The sequence below is a fragment of the Actinoplanes sp. NPDC051537 genome, from assembly GCF_055586105.1.
This window is the reverse complement of record NZ_JBVJIU010000037.1, coordinates 15,454-32,764: the sequence shown is the minus strand read 5'-3', so window position 1 is coordinate 32,764 and position 17,311 is coordinate 15,454. Positions and strand designations below refer to the sequence as shown.

The following is a 17,311-nucleotide window of genomic DNA, read 5'->3' as shown; positions in this document are numbered from 1 at the left end:
CCGCCCCCCCCCCTCCTTCCCTCCCCCCCCCCCCCACCCCCTCCCCCCCCCCCCGCCCCCCCCCCCCCCCCCCCCCCCCCCCCCCGCCCGCGCCCGGAACGGTCAGGCGCGGATCACCGCCACTCCCCTGGCGGCGAGCATGGGCTGCGCGGCGTCGAGCGCGGCGATGTCGAGCGCCACGTCGGTGCGGTTGATGACGAAACGGAAGTCGCCGCGGATCGCCAGCTCGACGCGTCCGCGCAGGTCCGCGGGCAGGTCGCTGGTCACCCCGGCACGCGCGAGCAAATCGGCGAGGACGGGAGCGAGCCCTTCGGGCCCGAGACGAGTCGAGACGTACGCGGCGGAGCCGTCACCCACCGGCCGCCGGGTGACCGCGGCCCGGCCCGCCATGTCGCCGGTCTTGAAGGAGGCGAGCACCTCCGTGGCATCATCGGCGAGCGAAATCCGATCGGTCCATAATGTCCCAAATGTCCCGTTGTCCAAGTCGGCCCGCTCGTCGTCCAGCAGCGGGGCGAACTCCTCGATCCGGATGCCCAGCAAGGACCGTAGCGCCCCGGGATAGCCACCGAGCCAGACCCGGTCGTGCTCGTCGACGATCCCCGAAAAGTACGTGGTGACCAGATGCCCGCCCTCGGCGACGTAGTCCGACAGCCGGGTGGCGAGCTCCGCCGGGACGACGTGCAGGATCGGCGCGACGACGACGTCATACGACCCGAGCTCGGCCGACAGCGGGACGACGTCGACGCGTACGCCCAGGTCGAGGAACGCCGAATACCAGTCCAGGGCCTCCTGCCGGTAGCGGAGCCGGTCGGTCGGATGGGAGTCGAGCTCGGACGCCCACCACGACGCCCAGTCGAAGACGATCGCGGCCCGGGCGGGGGTTCGCGGCGAGCCGGCCAAATCGGCCAGGTCGCGCAGCCGGGCGCCGAGGGCGGCCACCGAGCGGAAGACGTCGCTGTCCGTCCCGGCGTGCGGCACCATCGCCGAGTGGTACTTCTCGGCGCCGGCCCGGGACTGCCGCCACTGGAAGTAGCAGACCGCGTCGGCGCCGTGGGCCACGTGCGTGAGCGAGTCCCGTTCCAGCTCGCCCGGCCGCTTGGCCAGGTTGATCGGCTGCCAGTTGACGGCGCTGGTCGAGTGCTCCATGAGGAACCAGGGCCGGCCGCCGGCCAGGTTGCCGGTCAGGTTGGCCGAGAACGACAGCTCGTCCAGCGACCGCGCGCCCGGCTGCCGGTAGTGGTCGTTGGCGACGAAGTCGACCTCGCCCGCCCAGGCCGCGTAGTCCATGCCCTTGGTCTCGCCCATGACCATGAAGTTGGTCGTCACCGGCACGTCGGGCGTCACCGACCGCAGGATGTCCCGCTCGAGGCGCAGATGGTCGCGCAGCGCGTCGGACGAGAACCGCTTGAAGTCGAGCTGCTGGCCCGGGTTCGGGTAGGACGCGGCCAGACGCGGCGGCAGGATCTCGTCGAAGCTGCCGTAGCGCTGCGACCAGAACGCCGTGCCCCAGGCGTCGTTGAGCGCGTCGATCGTCGCGTACCGGGCGACGAGCCAGGCCCGGAACGCCCGCGCCGCGTCGTCGGAGTAGTCGTAGACGTTGTGGCAGCCCAGCTCGTTGTTGACGTGCCAGGCGACCAGCGCCGGGTGGTCGCGGTAACGGTCGGCCATCGCCCGGACCAGGCGCAGCGCGTGCGAGCGGAACACCGGCGAGGTCGGCCGCCAGTGCTGGCGCCCGCCGGGCGAGAGGGTGTGGCCGAGGCGGTCGACCGGCAGGATCGACGGGTACGCCGTGGTCAGCCACGGCGGCGGCGAGGCCGTCGCGGTGGCGAGGTCGACCGCGATCCCGTTGGCGTGCAACAGATCCATCGCGTCGTCGAGCCAGCCGAAGTCGTAGCGCCCGTCGGCCGGCTCGATCCGCGCCCACGAGAAGATCGCGAGCGAGACGATGGTGACGCCGGCCTCGCGCATCTCCCGGACGTCGTCGTCCCAGACCTCGCGCGGCCACTGGTCGGGGTTGTAGTCGGCGCCGAACTCGAGGCGGGGGGCGCCGGAGCGGCGCAGCCAGCGGTGCGAACTCACACGATCTCCTTGCCGGGGTGCTGAAAGGTGGCCCGCGGCGGACGGCCGCGGGCCACCGGGTGTCACTTGACGGTGAAGCCCTGATCGGTGCCGTATTTGGCGGACTGGTCCTGCCACGCCTTCAGGCCCTGGTCGAGCGTGGTGCCGGAGACGTACGCCTTGCCGACCGTGTCGTTGAAGACGCTGTTCGAGTAGACCTGGAACGGCAGGTACGACCAGCCGGGGACGACGTTCTGGGCCGACTTCGCGAAGACCGCGTTGGCCTTCTGGCCGCCGAAGTACGGGAACGCGGTGTCGAGGAACTTCTGCGAGCTGAGCTGGGCCGTCGTCGCCGGGAACGCGCCGTTGTCGACCCGCACCTGCACACCGTCGCCGTCGTTCGCGAACTTCATGAACCCGTACGCGAGCTCCTTGTTCCCGCCCTTGTCCATGATCGCCAGGGAGCTGCCGCCGTTCTCGGAGGTGGCGGTGGCGCCGGCGGTCCACTGCGGCATGTCCGCGACGCGCCACTTGCCGGAGCCGCTGGGCGCGCTGGAGAGGAAGTTCGCGGGCATCCAGGCGCCGATGACGAGCGTGGCGATGGTGCCGTTGGTCATGCCCTGGAACCACTGGTCGGACCAGCCGGGGATCGGGGCGAGCAGCTTCTCGCTGATCAGCTGCTGCCAGAGCGCGGTGTAGGCGGTGGTGCCCTGGTCGGCGAAGTTGATCGTCACGTCGGTGCCGCTGACCTGGTACGGCTTGCCGCCGGCCTGCCAGATCATGCTGGTCGTGAAGCCGGCGTCGCCGGTGTCGCTGGTGATGTACGCCTTGGGGTCGGCCTTGTGCAGCTTGCGGGCCGCGTCGAGGTACTCCGGCCAGGTGGTCGGCACCTTGATCGAGTACTTGTCGAACAGGTCCTTGTTGTAGAACATCGCCATCGGCCCGGAGTCCATCGGCAGGCCGTAGATGGTGTCGCCGCTGTGCACCGACGCCCACGGACCGGGCGTGAAGTCGGCCTTGAGGTTGTCGGCGCCGTAGCCGGCCAGGCTGGTCAGCGACTTGCCCAGCGCGAACTGCGGCAGCGCGTAGTACTCGATCTGGGCCACGTCGGGGACGCCCTTGCCGGCCGCGATCGCGTTCTGCAGGGCCGTGTACTGGTCGTTGCCGGTGCCGGCGTTGACCAGGTTGACCTTCACCTTGGGGTATTTCTGCTGAAATTTCTCGACAACGGGCTTCAGCGTGGGCTCCCAGGCCCAGACCGTGAGCGTGCCGCCCTTGTCGAGCGCCGCCTGGACGTCGGAGTCCGAGACGGTGCCGGACGACGAGCCGGAGTCACCGCCGGAGGAAGAGGAGCCGCAGGCGCCGAGGCCCAACGCGAGAAGAGCGGCGGCCGCCGCCGCTCCGGCTTTCCACAACCGGGACATAAGGGTGTCCTTTCGAGGGGGAGGGAGGGATTACTCCTTGACGCTTCCGGCGGCCAGACCCGACTGCCAGTAGCGCTGCAACAGCAGGAACGCCGCCATGAGCGGCAGGATCGTGAGGAGCGACCCGGTGATCACGAGGTTGAAGACGGCCTGGCCGCCGGCCGTGACCGACTGCGCGTTCCAGGCGTTGAGGCCGAGCGTGATCGGGTACCAGTCGGGGTCCTTCAGCATGATCAGCGGCAGGAAGTAGTTGTTCCAGGTCGCGACCGTGCTGATCAGCAGGACCGTGACGATGCCCGGCGCGAGCAGCGGCAGCGAGATGCGGAAGAACGTGCGGAACTCCCCGGCGCCGTCGACCCGGGCCGCCTCGAGGATGTCGTCGGGGACGGCGTCGGCCGAGAACGTCCACATCAGGTAGAAGCCGAGCGGGGTCACCAGCGACGGGATGATCACCGCCCACGGCGTGTTGGTCAGGCCGATCTTGCTGAACATCAGGAAGGTCGGCACGGCGAGCGCGGTGCCGGGTACGGCGACGGCGCCGATCACGATCGCGAAGACGGCGCGGCGGCCCGGGAAGTCGAACTTCGCGAGCCCGTAGCCGGCCAGCGTGGCGAGCGCCGTCGCTCCCCCGGCGCCGGCCACGACGTACAGCAGCGTGTTGCCCAGCCACCGGACGTACACGCTGTGGTCGTACGTGAACGTGGTCCTGATGTTGTCCCAGAGCGCGAAATGCCCGTCGTCGAACCAGAGGCCGAACGAGGTGAACAGCCCGTCCTGGGTCTTGGTCGCGTTGATCACCAGCCAGGCGAGCGGCACCAGGCTGTACAGGGCGAAGAGCGCGACCAGACCGGTGAGCAGGATGCTGCGGCGCCGGCGGCGGCGAGGTGCGGGTGAGAGATCGGCGGTACGCGCGGCCGGCCGCAGAGCCGTCGACGTCATCAGCGCTCCTTCGTTCCGCGCAGCTGCACGACGTACGCGACGACGATCGTGACGAGGGCCATCAGGACGGCGACCGTGGCGGCGTAGTTGTACTGCTGCCCGGAGAAGGACAGCGAGGCGGCGTAGAGGTTCGGGGTGAAGAACGTGGTGATCGCGTTCTTGGCGAGCGGCCGCAGGATGCTGGGCTCGTTGAACAGCTGGAAGCTGCCGATCACCGAGAAGATGGTGGCGACGACGATCGCGCCCCGGATCGCGGGGAGCTTGATCGCCGTGATGATCCGGAACGGGCCGGCGCCGTCGATCTCGGCCGACTCGTAGAGCGAGTGCGGCACGGTGCGCAGCGCCGAATACAGGATCAGCATGTTGTAGCCGACGAACTCCCAGGTCACGATGTTGCCGAGGCTCGCGAGCACGAGGTGCGGGGCGAGCGGGTCGGGCAGCGTCACGTGCAGGGCGTCGTTGATGTTGCCGACCAGGCCGAACCGGGCGCCGTACATGAAGCCCCACAGCAGCGTGGCGACGACGGCCGGCACCGCGTACGGCAGGAAGATCGAGACCCGGAAGAACGCCTTGCCGTAGAGCCGGCCGCTGTCGATCGCGAGCGCGACGACCAGGGCCAGGAACAGCATGATCGGCACCTGGACGACCAGGAACAGCGAGACCCGGCCGAGCGCCGACCAGAACTGCGAGTCCTGCACGGCCCGCTGGTAGTTCTCGAGGCCGACGAACTGGTTGCCGCCGATGAGCCGGTTGCGGAACAGGCTCAGGTAGATCGTGTAGCCGATCGGCGCGAGGAACACAAAAGCGAACACCAGCATGAAGGGGCCGACGAAGCGCCAGCCCTTCCATGATCGCCGCCTAGCCATGATTCATCCCTTCAGCTCGATGTTTACGCAAACATCAGGCTCACCAGCCGTGTGCGGTTTTGTTTCGCGAAGTTGGCCTGCGTGATGTTTACGTAAACATCGAGGTGATAGTTTCACCGCGTGCAGGGATCGTCAAGAAGTTCGTCGCGCCGCTCTCCCGGCGTCTCGATGGCCGACGTCGCGCGGCTGGCCGGGGTCTCCTCGCAGACCGTCTCCCGGGTGTCGACCGGGCATCCCGGCGTGGTCGAGTCGACCCGCCGGCAGGTGCTCGACGCCATGGCCGAGCTCGGTTACCGGCCCAACAGCGCGGCCCGGGCGCTCAAGTCCGGCGAGTTCCGCACCATCGGGGTCATCCTCTTCACGCTGGCGACCACCGGCAACAGCCGGACCGTCGAGGCCATCGCGACCCAGGCCGCGCAGGAGGGGTACGCGATCACGCTGATCCCGGTGGCGGTGCCGACCCAGGACGGGGTCCTCGGGGCGTTCACCCGGCTCGGCGAGCTCGCGGTCGACGGCGTCATCGTGATCATGGAGGTGCACCTGCTCGACGCGGCCAACCTGGTGCTGCCGCCCGGGGTCCGGCTGGTGGTGGTCGACTCCGACGCGGGCGATCGCTATCCGGTGGTGGACACCGATCAGGCGGACGGGGCTCGTCAGGCCGTACGCCATCTGCTTGATCTCGGTCATCCGACGGTGTGGCACGTGACCGGGCCCGAGGAGTCGTTCTCGGCGTCCCGGCGGGCGCAGGCCTGGCGGGAGGTGCTCGAGTCGTCCGGCCGCGAGGTGCCGCCGGTCCTGCACGGGGACTGGTCGGCGGCGTCCGGCTACGCGGCGGGCCTGGAGCTCCCGGTTTCGTGTACGGCGGTCTTCGTCGCCAACGACCAGATGGCGCTCGGGGTGCTGCGGGCGCTGCACGCGCGGGGCCGGCGGGTGCCCGAGGATGTGAGCGTGGTCGGGTTCGACGATCTGCCCGAGGCCGCGGACTACTGGCCGCCGCTGACGACCGTGCACCAGGATTTCGCCGAGGTCGGACGGCGGTGCGTGCGGGGGTTGCTGTCGCAGATCAGGGACTCCCGGGTCGCGCCCGGCACCGAGCTCGTGCCGGTCACGCTGGTGGAGCGGGCCAGCACCGCGCCCTGTCGGCCCAGCACCGCGCCTTATCGGCCCAGCAGCCGGTAGGGCTTCGGGAACCAGGCCCAGTGGTCGTCGCACCAGGCCAGGCCGTCGTAGAAGAGGCCCGCGGTCTGCCCCGGGGTGACGTAGCGCCAGGAGGCCCAGACCCGGCCGGGGACGAAGAGGTCGCCGTCGGCCGCGGGCATCAGGGCGATCTCGACCTGGGCGCTCGGGTCGGGATGACGGAAGTCGAGCGGGCCGGCCCAGAGCGCCTCGTAGCGGCCGACCGCCCGGTCGACGGACCCGGCGGCGAACACGAGCGGATAGTCGTCGCGGCGCGGACGCAGCTCGCGCAGCGCCACGCCGGTGCGGTCCTCGGCGATGGCGAGCAGCGTCGGCTCGAGTCGCCGGCACAGTTCCGCTCGGTCTGGCGCCATCATCCGGCTATGGTCGCGGAGCGGGCCTGCCTCCGCCAGAGCCGCGGTCGCGTTGTGGCCGTATCGCTCCCATGGTCTTGACAGCGGTCAATCCCCGGGCGTCTCTTGTTACCGGGAGGTAAACCTCATGATTCTTCGTCGGGCGATCGTGGCCTTTCTCCTTTTTGTCGCAGCCGTCGGCATCGGTTCCGCACCCGCCTACGCGGCCACCTGTGCCGCGCCGTCCCCGAGCACCACACAGCCCGGCTATCTCGTCGCCGATCCCGCGTGCGACATCTCGGGCGCGCCGTTCGTGGCGCTGCCGGGCGCCCGGGCCTACACCGGCATCAGCGCCGGCGCGGCCTACCGCATCGAGGTGCCGTCGAGGTGGAACGGAAAGCTGGTTCTCTTCGCGCACGGTTACCGCGGCCAGGGCACGACCGTCTACGTGGACAGTCCCGAGCTGCGAGCGCACTTCATCGACTCGGGGTACGCGTGGGCGGCGTCGAGCTACGCGACCAACGGATATGACGTCGGGCAGGGCGTGCGTGACTCGTACGCGCTGATCGGTCTGTTCCGCCAGGTGACCGGTCATGCGGCGGGCAGCGTCATCATGTCCGGCGAGTCGATGGGCGGGCAGATCACCGCCGTGGCGATCGAGACCTATCCGCGCGCCTTCTCCGGTGCGATGCCGGTCTGCGGCGTGCTGGGCGACGTCAAGCTCTTCGACTACTTCCTCGACGCGAACGTGACGGCGGCGGCGCTGGCCGGCGTGCGCATCTCGTTCCCGCTCTCGCCGCCGGCCGACTATCAGGACACGTGGCGCGCCTCCACCGCCCGGATCCTCCCGGCGCTCGGGATCAACGTGGGCAAGCCGCCGGCCCTGACCGCGCTCGGCCAGACCTGGTCGTCGGTGGTCGAGCGGCGGACCGGCGGGGACCGGCCCGGCTTCGACGGCGCCTTCGCCTACTGGAACACGGCCACCTCGCTGGCGCCGCTGAACGACCTGCCGTTCCTCTTCGGGCTCTATCCGGGGCTGTCCGGCGGCACGTCGTACATCGCGCCCGGGAACGTCACCGACAACCGCTTCACGTTCTACCGCAGCACCGACCGCCTCTTCCCGACGGCCGACGAGTGGCGGCTGAACGCCTCGGTCCTGCGGGTCAAGCACACCGCGTCGGCCGATCCCGGCCTCGCCGGCATCCCGCGCGTCGACGGCAACCCGCGGATCCCGGTGCTGTCCATGCACGACATCGGCGACCTCTTCGTGCCCTTCTCGATGGAGCAGACGTACGCGGCCCGCGCCGCCGCCCACGGCAAGTCCTCGCTGTTCGTCTCCCGCGCCATTCGCGGCACCGGCCACTGCGACTTCACGGCGGCCGAGCTGACCACCGCGTTCGACGACCTGACCGGCTGGATCCACTCCGGCCACCGCCCGGCCGGCGACGCGATCCTCAACTCCCGCGCCGTCGCGTCGCCGACGTTCGGGTGCCGCTTCACCCAGGGCACGCACCCGTTCTTCGTCGCCCCGGCATGCCCCGCGTAGTTTTCGACGAGCCGGCCGTGACCGGCGCCGCGTTCGCGGCCCCGGTTCGCGGTTCCGGCATCGGCGTGCGGGCCGACGCGCCCGTCTCTCCCGCGTCGGTGGCCAAGATTCAGATCGCGCTGGCGGCCGGTTCCCTCGACGGCCGGCAGATGCGCGTGCTGCCGGCCTCGCCCCGCACGCCCGGCCCGACCGGCATCTCGCTGCTGCGCGACGAGGTACGCATGTCGGTGCGCGACCTGATCGTCCAGATGCTGACGATCAGCGACAACGTGGCCACCGACGAGCTCATCGCGCTGCTCGGCACGGACCGGATCAACGCGCTCACCGCCGGGCTCGGCCTGCGCGGCACCCGCATCACCGGCGACCTGCGTTCCACGCTCGACGAGATGGCCCGTGCGGCCGGCTCCGCGTCTTACCTCGAGTTTGCCGCCACTGTCCCGACGCCGGAGATCCGTCAGGCCCTGCACACGAGTGCCGCGCTCGATCCGGCTCGCGGCTGGCGGACCACCGCGGCCGAGACGGTGCGGCTGTTGCAGGCGATCTGGACCGACGCGGCCGCGGCGCCCGCTGTCTGCGCGGCGGTACGTTCGGCGATGGCCCAGCAGTTGACCCGCCACCGGATCGCGGCCGGCTTCGGCCCGGAGGTGGCGGTGGCCGCCAAGAGCGGGGGCCTGATGGGCCTGGTCCGCAACGAGGCGGCCGTGGTCACCTTCCCGGACGGGCAGCAGTACGCCGTCGCCGTCTTCACCCGCAGCACGCCGGCGACGACCACCGACCCGGCGCTGATCGACGCGGGCATCGGCCGGGTGGCCCGCGCCCTGATCGACGAGCTGCGCGGGAGCTGACCGGTGACGCGGGTGGTGCTGTGGACGAGCGGCGGCCTGTGGGTCGGCAGCTGGGTGATCGTCGCCCTGGAGGTCACCCGCTGGCACCACATGGACCGGCGGCTGCGGTTCACGCCGCCGCTACCGCCGCCGGGCTTCCCCGGCGAGACGCACGCCGGCCTCCCGGTCGTCGCCGCCCGCGTCTGCGCCGCCGCCGCACCCGTCGTCTTCCTGGGCGCGGCGGCGTGGCGCGGCATCCGTCAGGCGCGGGTGGCCACGTAGCGGACGCCGGGGCGCAGCGCGAACGTCACCCGGTCGCCCTCCCCGGCGGCCTTCACCACGTGGCCGGAAGCCGCCTCGGTCAAGCGATACGGCGCGGCGAAGAGCGAGCTCCGCAGCGTCGCGCGGACGGACTGCCCGGCCGTGACGGTGATCGTGTGGGCGGCGCCGTCGCGCCAGGCGATGTCGACGGTCAGGTCGCCGCGGGCGCGCAAGCCGGTCACCCGGCCCGCCGGCCATGCGCCCGGCAGCGCGGGCAGCACGTGGACCTCGTCGCCGTGGCTCTGCAGCAGCATCTCCAGCACACCCGACGTGGCGCCGAAGTTGCCGTCGATCTGGAACGGCGGGTGGGTGTCCCACAGGTTGGCCAGCGTGCTGGTCTTGAGCTGCTCGCTGAGCATCAGGTGCGCGTGGTCGCCGTCCAGCAGCCGGGCCCAGAAGTTGATCTTCCAGGCCTTGCTCCACCCGGTGCCGCCGTCGCCGCGGGCCCGCAGCGAGACCTCGGCCGCGGCGGCCAGCCCCGGCGTGGTAGCGGGCGAGATCTGCCGGCCGGGGTGCAGCGCATAGAGATGGGAGACATGGCGGTGGTCGTCGGCGGGGTCGTCCCAGTCGCCCTTCCATTCCTGCAACTGGCCCCAGGAACCGATCCGGGTGCCCGGGTCGAGCCGCTTTCTCGCCGCCGTCACCTCGGCCTTCAGGCGGTCGTCGCCGACCACGCCGGCGGCCTCGATCACGCTGGTGAACAAATCGAAGACGATCTGCTGGGACATCGACGCGCCGGCCGTGAAATCGCCGTGCTCGGGCGAATAGCTGGGCGAGGCGACCAGCGTGCCGTCCCGCGAATCGGCGATCAGCTCGTCCAGCCAGAACCGGGCGATCTCCTTCATCACCGGATAGGCGCGCGTCCGCAGGAACCGCCCGTCCAGCGTGAACCGGTAGTGGTCGTAGAGATGGCGGCACAGCCAGGCGGCGGCCTCCGGGAACCAGAATGCCGTCGGCCAGTCGTGGACGCCGGTGAAGCCGTACGCGTTGGTCTCGTTGTGCACCACCCAGCCCGGATTGCCGAACATCTCCGTCGCGGTTTTCCGGCCGGGCGCCCGCAGCGCGTCGATGAACGCGAACAACGGCCCGGTCGTGTCGCCGAGATTGCCGGCGTCGGCCAGCCAGTAGTTCATCTGGATGTTGATGTTCGTGTGGTAGTCCGCGCTCCACGGAGCCGCGTCGTACTTGTTCCACACGCCCTGCAGATTGGCCGGCAGAATCTGTCCGTCCCGCGACGAGGCGATCAGCAGATAGCGGCCGTACTGGAAGAACAGCGCCTCGAGCGCCTTGTCGCCCGCCGCGCCGGCGCCCTGGTAGGCGGCCAGCACCTGATCGGTCGGCAGGGCGGGCATGCGCTGGCCGATGTCGAGCCCCACCCGCCGGAAGAGCGCGCGATGGTCACGCTGGTGCGTTTCCCGGATCTGCCCGTACGAGCGGGAAGCGGCCCGGTCGAGATCGGTGCCGACCCGGCCGTGCGGGTCGGCGCCGCGATAGGCCGGATAGGCGTCGGAGTAGTCGGTGCCGGCCGCGATGAGAATCGTCGCCTCGTCGGCCCCCGTCACGGTCACGGTGCCGTCGGCATTGCCGGTCACCGTGCCGCCGGCGGCCCGCACCAGGACCTGACCCTCGAAGCGCAGGCCGTTGTCGGTGAGCGCGCCCGCGACCGTTATCCGGCCGCCCTTCGCCGTGGTCGTGGCGGTGCGATTGGCGGGCAGGGCCACGCCCGCCGTGAACGACATTCGGCCCCGGCGCGAGGCCGACAGCCGCACGACGATGACCCGGTCGGGATGGCTGACGAAGTGTTCGCGTACGAAATGGGTGTCCCCCGCGGTGAATTCCACCGTGGCCACCGCCGCGTCGATGTCGAGCGCCCGCCGATAGCCGGTGACCGCGCCCGGATCGGGAAAGACCAGCGTGAGATCCCCGAAGCTCTGATAACTGCCGTATCCGTAGCGCGCCTGCCCGAGCTCGGCCGCCACTTCCTCGGGCGCCACCCGCTCACGTTCCTCGATGGCCCGCTGCACCTCGGCGATGGCGCCCGGCCGGGGTTCCCGCCAGTTCCCGAAGTCGTACCCCTCCGACCCCGGCCCGCCGCTCCACAGTGTCTTCTCGTTGAACTGGATCGCCTCGCTGACCACCTGCCCGAACACCATGGCCCCGAGGTTCCCGTTCCCGATCGGCAGCGCCCGGCTCTCCCAGTCCGCGGCGGGCGCGTCGTACCAGAGCGTGAGCCCCGGATCGGGCCGCCCGGCCGCCGCTTCGGCCGCCGGTCCCGGCCCCACCGCGATCGCCGTCCCGGCCGCGGCCCCCGTCCCGAGCACGGCCCGCCGCGAAACTCCCCGGTTCGTCACGTGACCCCCCAAGAGATCGTCATGTGTCGATGTCAAAGGTGAGGGTAGGCCGCCGCACGAGCCCGGGAAAGGCCTTACCTCGATGTGGACAGGCGGAAGACCGCTAGGCCCTTGCTAGTGCCGACGTAAAGCAGCTCGCCGTCATCGGACCAGCGGACGGCGTCCGGCCCGATCTCGGCCGCCAGCGCGAAGGACGCGATCTTGTCGGCCGGCCCGCCGGCCAACCGGTACACGTCGACCTGCCCGTTCTCGCGGCCGGTCGCGAGGAGGTCGTTGCCCGACCAGCAAGCGGCCTTGGTCGTGCCCGGCGAGCGAATCTCCAGCAGCTGCTTCCCGTCGCCGTCGATGATCCGCACGCCACCGGCGCTCGCGGCGGCGAGCAGCCTCCCGTCGGCCGACCAGTCCACCGACCACACGGGATGGGAACCGACGCTCAAGCGCCTCGGCACGGGGTCTCGCTCCGCGATGTCCCACAGGTGAATCGACCCGTCGAACATGCCGGTGACCAGGCGGCGGCCGTCGGGGTGCCATCGCAATGACCAGAACGAGCCCCGCCCGCCGGACGGCCGCTCCTCGAACCTCCGGTTCTGTCGCGGAGTCGGCGGGTCCCATCGGTCGAAGGCCCCCACCCGCACCGAGCCGACCAGCAGGCGGCCCTTGTCGTCCACCCGCCACGACCAGAGCTCCCGGTCGGTCCCGAACTCCCACACCGACCCGGATTCCGGCTGCCACACCCAGATCAGGCCCTGAGACGCCGGGACGGCGACCTCGCCGGCGGCGCTGACGCCGAGATTCGCGCGCCCCGGCACGACCCGCCGGCCGAGCGATCGGGCCGGCCGCTTGCCGCCGGGGCGCCGGATCTCGATGCCGCCTTCCTCGTCGGAAACGATAAGGCGCCCGTCCTCCGTCCAGGCGACATGCCCTTCGGGTCGGCTGGGCAGCACCCGCTCCCGCGCCCCGGGCTCCCTGATGCGCAGCGTCTCGGCGCCCCGCCAGGCCAGGCGTTCGCCGCTCAGCGCGACGGATTCGATGTAGGGCAGCCGCGACGCGTCGCCGGGCCCTTGGCGCGAGGGCTCCCAGATGCGCACGCCATCGATGGCGACGGAGGCAAGTTGCATGGTCGCCGACCATCGGACGTCGGTGACCTCGCCCTCATGACCGGCCAGAACCACGCGCCCGCCCTGCTCGACGTCCCACACGAAGACCTGGCCGTGCGACGAACGGTCACCGCCCGCCAGCCGCCCGTCCGCGGACCAGTCCAACGAGGAGATCTCGACGCCGAGGTCGAGCGTCCGGAGCTTCGCGCCGTCGCGCACGGCGACCCCCGCGGCGCCGCCGAGAGCCAGCCGGCCGTCGGCCGACCATGCGACGGCTCTCACCTCGTCGTCGGGCGTGGCCACCAGCTCGCCCGACCGCAGGTTCCGATCGAGCACCATCGCGCCGCCGAGTCCCGCGACGGCGAGGCGGTCGTCGGCCGCCCAGGCAATGCCCTGGATCGACCGGAGGTGGCCGGTGTCGGGGGTCAAGACCGTCGCGAGCCGCTCGTCGTCGCCGGAGAAGGTCACTACGGCGAGCCAGCCGCCGGACCCGGCCAGCGCCAGGCGGCCGTCCGATGACCAGGCCACGGCGTAGATGAGCCCGCCGGCCGCGGGATGATCGAGGAGGTGGCGCGGTGCGGCGGCGCCGTTCTCCAGCAGGTAGGCCGCGATGTCCAACGTCGCCAGGGCGAGCCGGCCGCCGGCCGACCGGGCCAGTGAGGTCACGTGGTCCGGCGTTCGGACGACTTCGAAGTCGAGAAGGGTGTGGCCCTCGGTGGGAGCGGATCCCCCTGGTGCCCCCGCCACCACCAGCCCGCCGTCGTCCTTCCACGCCAGCGCGGTGCAGCCGCGGGCCTCGATGAACCGCCGGAGGTCTGAGTGCGGCAGATCGGGCAGCGGCCATCCCGGGGCGGGTTCCAGCCAGGTCACCGGCGGGCTGGCCGGCGGAGTCACCAGTCCCCGCGCTCGGGCATGGAGGTTCACCGCCATCTGGGCCGGATCGTCGAGGCGAACGAGCAGCGGCATCGTCAGCCGGTAGGCGGTCATCAGCTCTACGACGCGAGGCGCGCCGGCGTCGCGGCCGATCGCAAGCATCTCCAGGACCGCGGCCGGTCCCAGCTTGGCGGTTGCCAGCGCGAGGAACTCGGAGTCACCCAGCGTCGCGTCGAGTTCGGCCGGCGCGCCGGCCTCCAGCAGCAGCGGAGCCAGGTGCTGCAGGGCGAACGCATCGCCGTGGTCCCGCCACCGGCGACAATGGGCCAGGACCGCGTCGCGTGCCGCGGCGCGGCCGAAGCGCCCGGTCACGTGGTCGACCAGCGCCTGGTGGAAAAGGCCGACGTGCTCCTCGGCCCCGCCCGCGTGGACCCGATCCAGCACCCGGCGGAGCTCGTCGCCGCCGAGGAGGCGCATGACCTCCGCCCGGCTGACCGGCCGACCGATCTCGGTCATCGCCGCGAGCAGTACCGGCATCGGCAGGCGAGGGCCGGCCCCCATCACGGCCAGCAGGGCGAGAAGCGCCTCGGCCCGATCGCCGCCCTGGCGAAGGACCGGCTCGAGGAGCTCATCGAACGCCTCGGACAGCGTCGCGGCGCCGCCGCCCCGCCTGAGGGCGGCCATGTCGGCCAGGAGGCGCAGAAGGAGCCATCGTCCGCCGGACAACCGGAAGAGCTCGGCCCCGGCATCGTGAACGGCGCGCGCCTCGAGGTAGCGCCGGGCCGTGGTCTCGTCGATGGCGGGGAGCTCGACGACCTGGTCCAGGCCGGCGATCGCCGAGGGATGCCGGCTCGTCACGACGAGGCTCACGTGGCCGAGCGCGGACTCGCCCACCAGCGCGCGCAGGGACCGGGCGATCGCCGGAAACTCCGGGCGTTCCTCGAACTGGTCGAGTCCGTCGATCAGCAGACGTACCGGGCCCGCATAGTCGCGCAGCGGGCCGAGGACGAGCCTCTGCCAGTCGTCCAGGTCGCCCAGCTGGTCCGCGTCCCGGCTCTCGAACCGGGCGGCCGCCTCGGCGAAGCCCGGCAGCCGCTCGAGCTGACGCCGTAACATCGCGGCCAGATCGGTCTGCGTGATCGCCGTGGCCGCGAAGGCGGCCGCCTGCACCAGGGCGAGCGGAACCTCGGCGCTCGGCGGGCGCAGCAGCGCCGCGGCCAGCGTCGACTTCCCCGTGCCTGCGCCACCGATCAGGACCACGGCTCGGTGGTTCTCCATCGCCGCGCGGATCCGCTGAATGGCAAACGGCACATAGGTGGTGGCGGACCGCAGGAGCAACGACTCGGTCGCCGCGTCGAGGCCGAGGTCCTTGGCGAGCTGGTTGGCGGCGAGGTTGCGGGCGAGCACCAGCACGGGATCGTCGGAGCGGAAGCCGGACAGGTGCGGCGTCTGGTGCCGGCACGACTTCTCGGCCAGGAACCGCAGATCGGCCGCCATCAGATCGGGCACGAGGGCGCGTCGCGGATGCCGATCCGCGGGCACCCCGCGCTCGAACACCTCCACGATCGTGCGGGTGAGGCAGGCATTCCACGCGTCCGAGTCGGCGGAGGCGGCCAAGCAGGCCGAGGTGAGGCCGTCGCGGATGCCACCCCACTGCTCGACCTGCGATTTCGACCAGCCGGCCCGGCAGGCGTCGACCACCAGCACCAGCCCGACCATGCGTCCGGCGAACGGCAGGCGAGCCTCCACGGTGCCGTACGGGTCCCAGCCCTTCGACTCCGGCTCCGTGGACACCGGCTTCTCGACGGTGTCCCACACGTGCAGGAAATGGCGTGCCGGGCGGTAGGGGTCGGCCTGGTAGGGGCTGCCATGCCCGAGAAAGTGCACGATCAGCACCGACTCCTGCGCGTCGGCCTGCGAGATGGCGGAGCGAAGCGCCGCGTCGGCCTCGTCCTTCATCGGGCTGAGGAGAAGGCCGGGCACGGCCTGGCCGGGCACCTCGACCGGGGCGCACTCCCCCGGGCCTGCGACGAGGAGGCGGTGGAGACGAACAAGCAGCCGCTGCTCCGCGGGGAGGGCCTCGATGTCGATCTCGCCCGGCCGCGCGGGCAGGAACGGCAACGGGTCGAGAGCGGCACACTGCGAGCCGATCACGAGGGCGAGGCGGTGCGCCATCGCTGGATGCTATACCGGGCCTACGCTACGTTGCCGTCATGGCGAACGCAGGATCGCACGACGCCGCCGCGCCCTACGTCGATGAGGTCGTGGTCGACGATCGGCTCGACCCATCCCGATGGGAGTGGTGGTCGACCGAGAACGACGGCGTCCGGCACTACTACGCGGGCGGCCCGTGCCCGGTCTGCCACGCCCCCGCTCAGGGGCGCGTCGCGCTCGTCCCGCAGCCGGTGGACAAGCAAGGCCCCGGCGAGGCCACGACGATCACGCCGGAGCCCGACGCGACCGTGGAGGTGCCGGTCGCCTGCCGGTGCGGCACGAGCCACGGGCGGGACGGGGCGAAGAGCTGCGGGCGGCGATGGACGATCGTGGGACCGGCGCGATGACGACCCCGCCAAAGCCGGTGCTGAAGGCCGGCCGGCCCAGCGTCGACGACCTGGACGCGGCCGAGACGCTGCGGGCCAACCTCGGCGAGCGCCTGACGATCGTGCGGGGCCGGGCCGAGAAGTGGCTGGCCGGGCTGGCGGCGCTGACCGGCCTGCTCGCCACCGCTCTCGTGGTCAAGGGCCCGCAGTCGGCCCGGGATCTGGGGCTGGGCTGGCGGATCGGCGTGGGGGCGCTCGTGCTCGTGGCCCTGGCCGCCCTGATCTACGCGACGCTGGAGGCGTACCGGAGCGCCTACGGCAGTCCGGCGAAGCTCGACGAGATCATGCCGAGCCCGGTGACCGGTCTCGCCGAGAAGGTGCTGAGCGCCCGGCAGGCGGCGGCCATGGATGCCCAGCAGCGGTTTCGCAACGCCCTCGGGACGACACTGGCCGGGGTCGCCCTCCTGGCGGTCGCCGTCGGCATCACCTGGTTCGCGCCCACCACGAGCACCCCCGCCGCCCCGACCTGCCTGTTCCGGGGCGGCGAGATGGTCGCCGAACTGTCGGCCGGCGCCTCGGTCAAGATGACCGCGGCCGGCATCTCGCTCGGCCCGTGCCCGAAGTCCATCGGCCGATAGAGATGCGGGTCTCGCCGGCGGCCTCGCCGACAGCACGCGCTGGCGGCATTTCACGCTGCGGCCCGGCGACATCGTCGTCAGCGCGCCGTCCAAATGCGGACCACCTGGATGCAGATGATCTGCGCGCTGCTCGTTCATCGGCGCGCCGAACTGCCGGCGCCGCTGACCGAGCTGTCGCCGTGGCTCGACATGCGGCTGCGGCCCATCGACGAGGTCACGGCGAGGCTCGACGCGCAACGGCATCGGCGGATCATCAAGACGCACACCCCGTCATCGGCGCGGACCCGCCGGGCCCCGAACTGATC

Annotated in this window: 14 protein-coding genes; 7 read left to right on the top strand and 7 right to left on the bottom strand. The window is 71.5% G+C overall.

Annotation, left to right across the window (positions count from 1 at the left end):
• Positions 1-102: 102 nt before the first annotated feature.
• The 4 genes from ACZ6TB_RS48120 to ACZ6TB_RS48105 all read right to left on the bottom strand — a co-directional run bounded on the left by ACZ6TB_RS48120 (position 103) and on the right by ACZ6TB_RS48105 (position 5,287).
• Positions 103-2,079 (bottom strand): beta-galactosidase, encoded by a 1,977-nt coding sequence (locus tag ACZ6TB_RS48120; RefSeq protein ID WP_465568410.1) that lies wholly within the window; start codon positions 2,077-2,079, stop codon positions 103-105.
• Positions 2,080-2,141: 62 nt separating this feature from the next.
• Positions 2,142-3,482 (bottom strand): ABC transporter substrate-binding protein, encoded by a 1,341-nt coding sequence (locus tag ACZ6TB_RS48115; protein ID WP_465568407.1) that lies wholly within the window; start codon positions 3,480-3,482, stop codon positions 2,142-2,144.
• Positions 3,483-3,512: 30 nt separating this feature from the next.
• Positions 3,513-4,421 (bottom strand): carbohydrate ABC transporter permease, encoded by a 909-nt coding sequence (locus tag ACZ6TB_RS48110; RefSeq protein ID WP_465568404.1) that lies wholly within the window; start codon positions 4,419-4,421, stop codon positions 3,513-3,515.
• Positions 4,421-5,287, bottom strand: coding sequence for a carbohydrate ABC transporter permease (locus ACZ6TB_RS48105; protein WP_465568401.1), 867 nt, complete (start codon positions 5,285-5,287; stop codon positions 4,421-4,423). Before ACZ6TB_RS48105 ends, ACZ6TB_RS48110 begins: the two co-directional genes overlap by 1 nt.
• 168 nt (positions 5,288-5,455) lie before the next feature.
• Between ACZ6TB_RS48105 and ACZ6TB_RS48100 the strand changes: the two genes are divergently transcribed.
• Positions 5,456-6,466: a LacI family DNA-binding transcriptional regulator gene (locus ACZ6TB_RS48100; protein WP_465568398.1), complete on the top strand. Its 1,011-nt coding sequence runs from the start codon at positions 5,456-5,458 to the stop codon at positions 6,464-6,466.
• Here the strand turns inward: ACZ6TB_RS48100 and ACZ6TB_RS48095 are convergent.
• The gene (locus ACZ6TB_RS48095) at positions 6,445-6,840 is read right to left on the bottom strand and encodes a hypothetical protein (RefSeq protein ID WP_465568395.1); all 396 of its coding nucleotides are present in this window, start codon (positions 6,838-6,840) and stop codon (positions 6,445-6,447) included. The two genes, ACZ6TB_RS48100 and ACZ6TB_RS48095, sit on opposite strands and share 22 nt — an antisense overlap.
• Before the next feature lie 124 nt (positions 6,841-6,964).
• Here ACZ6TB_RS48095 and ACZ6TB_RS48090 point away from each other — a divergent pair, with 124 nt between their 5' ends.
• Genes ACZ6TB_RS48090 through ACZ6TB_RS48080 form a run of 3 tightly spaced genes read left to right on the top strand, consistent with a single transcriptional unit; the run spans position 6,965 to position 9,468 of the window.
• Positions 6,965-8,362 (top strand): alpha/beta hydrolase, encoded by a 1,398-nt coding sequence (locus tag ACZ6TB_RS48090; RefSeq protein WP_465568393.1) that lies wholly within the window; start codon positions 6,965-6,967, stop codon positions 8,360-8,362.
• Positions 8,350-9,207: a serine hydrolase gene (locus ACZ6TB_RS48085; RefSeq protein WP_465568390.1), complete on the top strand. Its 858-nt coding sequence runs from the start codon at positions 8,350-8,352 to the stop codon at positions 9,205-9,207. The genes ACZ6TB_RS48090 and ACZ6TB_RS48085 overlap by 13 nt, the downstream gene beginning before the upstream one ends.
• 3 nt (positions 9,208-9,210) lie before the next feature.
• Positions 9,211-9,468 (top strand): hypothetical protein, encoded by a 258-nt coding sequence (locus tag ACZ6TB_RS48080; protein ID WP_465568387.1) that lies wholly within the window; start codon positions 9,211-9,213, stop codon positions 9,466-9,468.
• Here ACZ6TB_RS48080 and ACZ6TB_RS48075 read toward each other — a convergent pair.
• Both ACZ6TB_RS48075 and ACZ6TB_RS48070 read right to left on the bottom strand, forming a co-directional pair.
• Positions 9,447-11,858 (bottom strand): glycoside hydrolase family 95 protein, encoded by a 2,412-nt coding sequence (locus ACZ6TB_RS48075; protein ID WP_465568384.1) that lies wholly within the window; start codon positions 11,856-11,858, stop codon positions 9,447-9,449. The two genes, ACZ6TB_RS48080 and ACZ6TB_RS48075, sit on opposite strands and share 22 nt — an antisense overlap.
• 74 nt (positions 11,859-11,932) lie before the next feature.
• A complete protein-coding gene (locus ACZ6TB_RS48070; protein WP_465568381.1) occupies positions 11,933-16,003 on the bottom strand; it encodes a P-loop domain-containing protein in 4,071 nt (1,356 codons plus the stop codon).
• Positions 16,004-16,041: 38 nt separating this feature from the next.
• Here ACZ6TB_RS48070 and ACZ6TB_RS48065 point away from each other — a divergent pair, with 38 nt between their 5' ends.
• From ACZ6TB_RS48065 to ACZ6TB_RS48055, 3 genes are all read left to right on the top strand, one after another.
• Positions 16,042-16,389 carry a hypothetical protein gene (locus ACZ6TB_RS48065; RefSeq protein ID WP_465568379.1) on the top strand — a complete coding sequence of 116 codons (348 nt, stop codon included), beginning with the start codon at positions 16,042-16,044 and terminating at the stop codon, positions 16,387-16,389.
• Positions 16,386-17,006: a hypothetical protein gene (locus ACZ6TB_RS48060; protein ID WP_465568376.1), complete on the top strand. Its 621-nt coding sequence runs from the start codon at positions 16,386-16,388 to the stop codon at positions 17,004-17,006. Before ACZ6TB_RS48065 ends, ACZ6TB_RS48060 begins: the two co-directional genes overlap by 4 nt.
• A gap of 93 nt (positions 17,007-17,099) precedes the next feature.
• Positions 17,100-17,309 (top strand): sulfotransferase domain-containing protein, encoded by a 210-nt coding sequence (locus tag ACZ6TB_RS48055; protein ID WP_465568373.1) that lies wholly within the window; start codon positions 17,100-17,102, stop codon positions 17,307-17,309.
• The last annotated feature ends 2 nt before the right edge of the window (positions 17,310-17,311 follow it).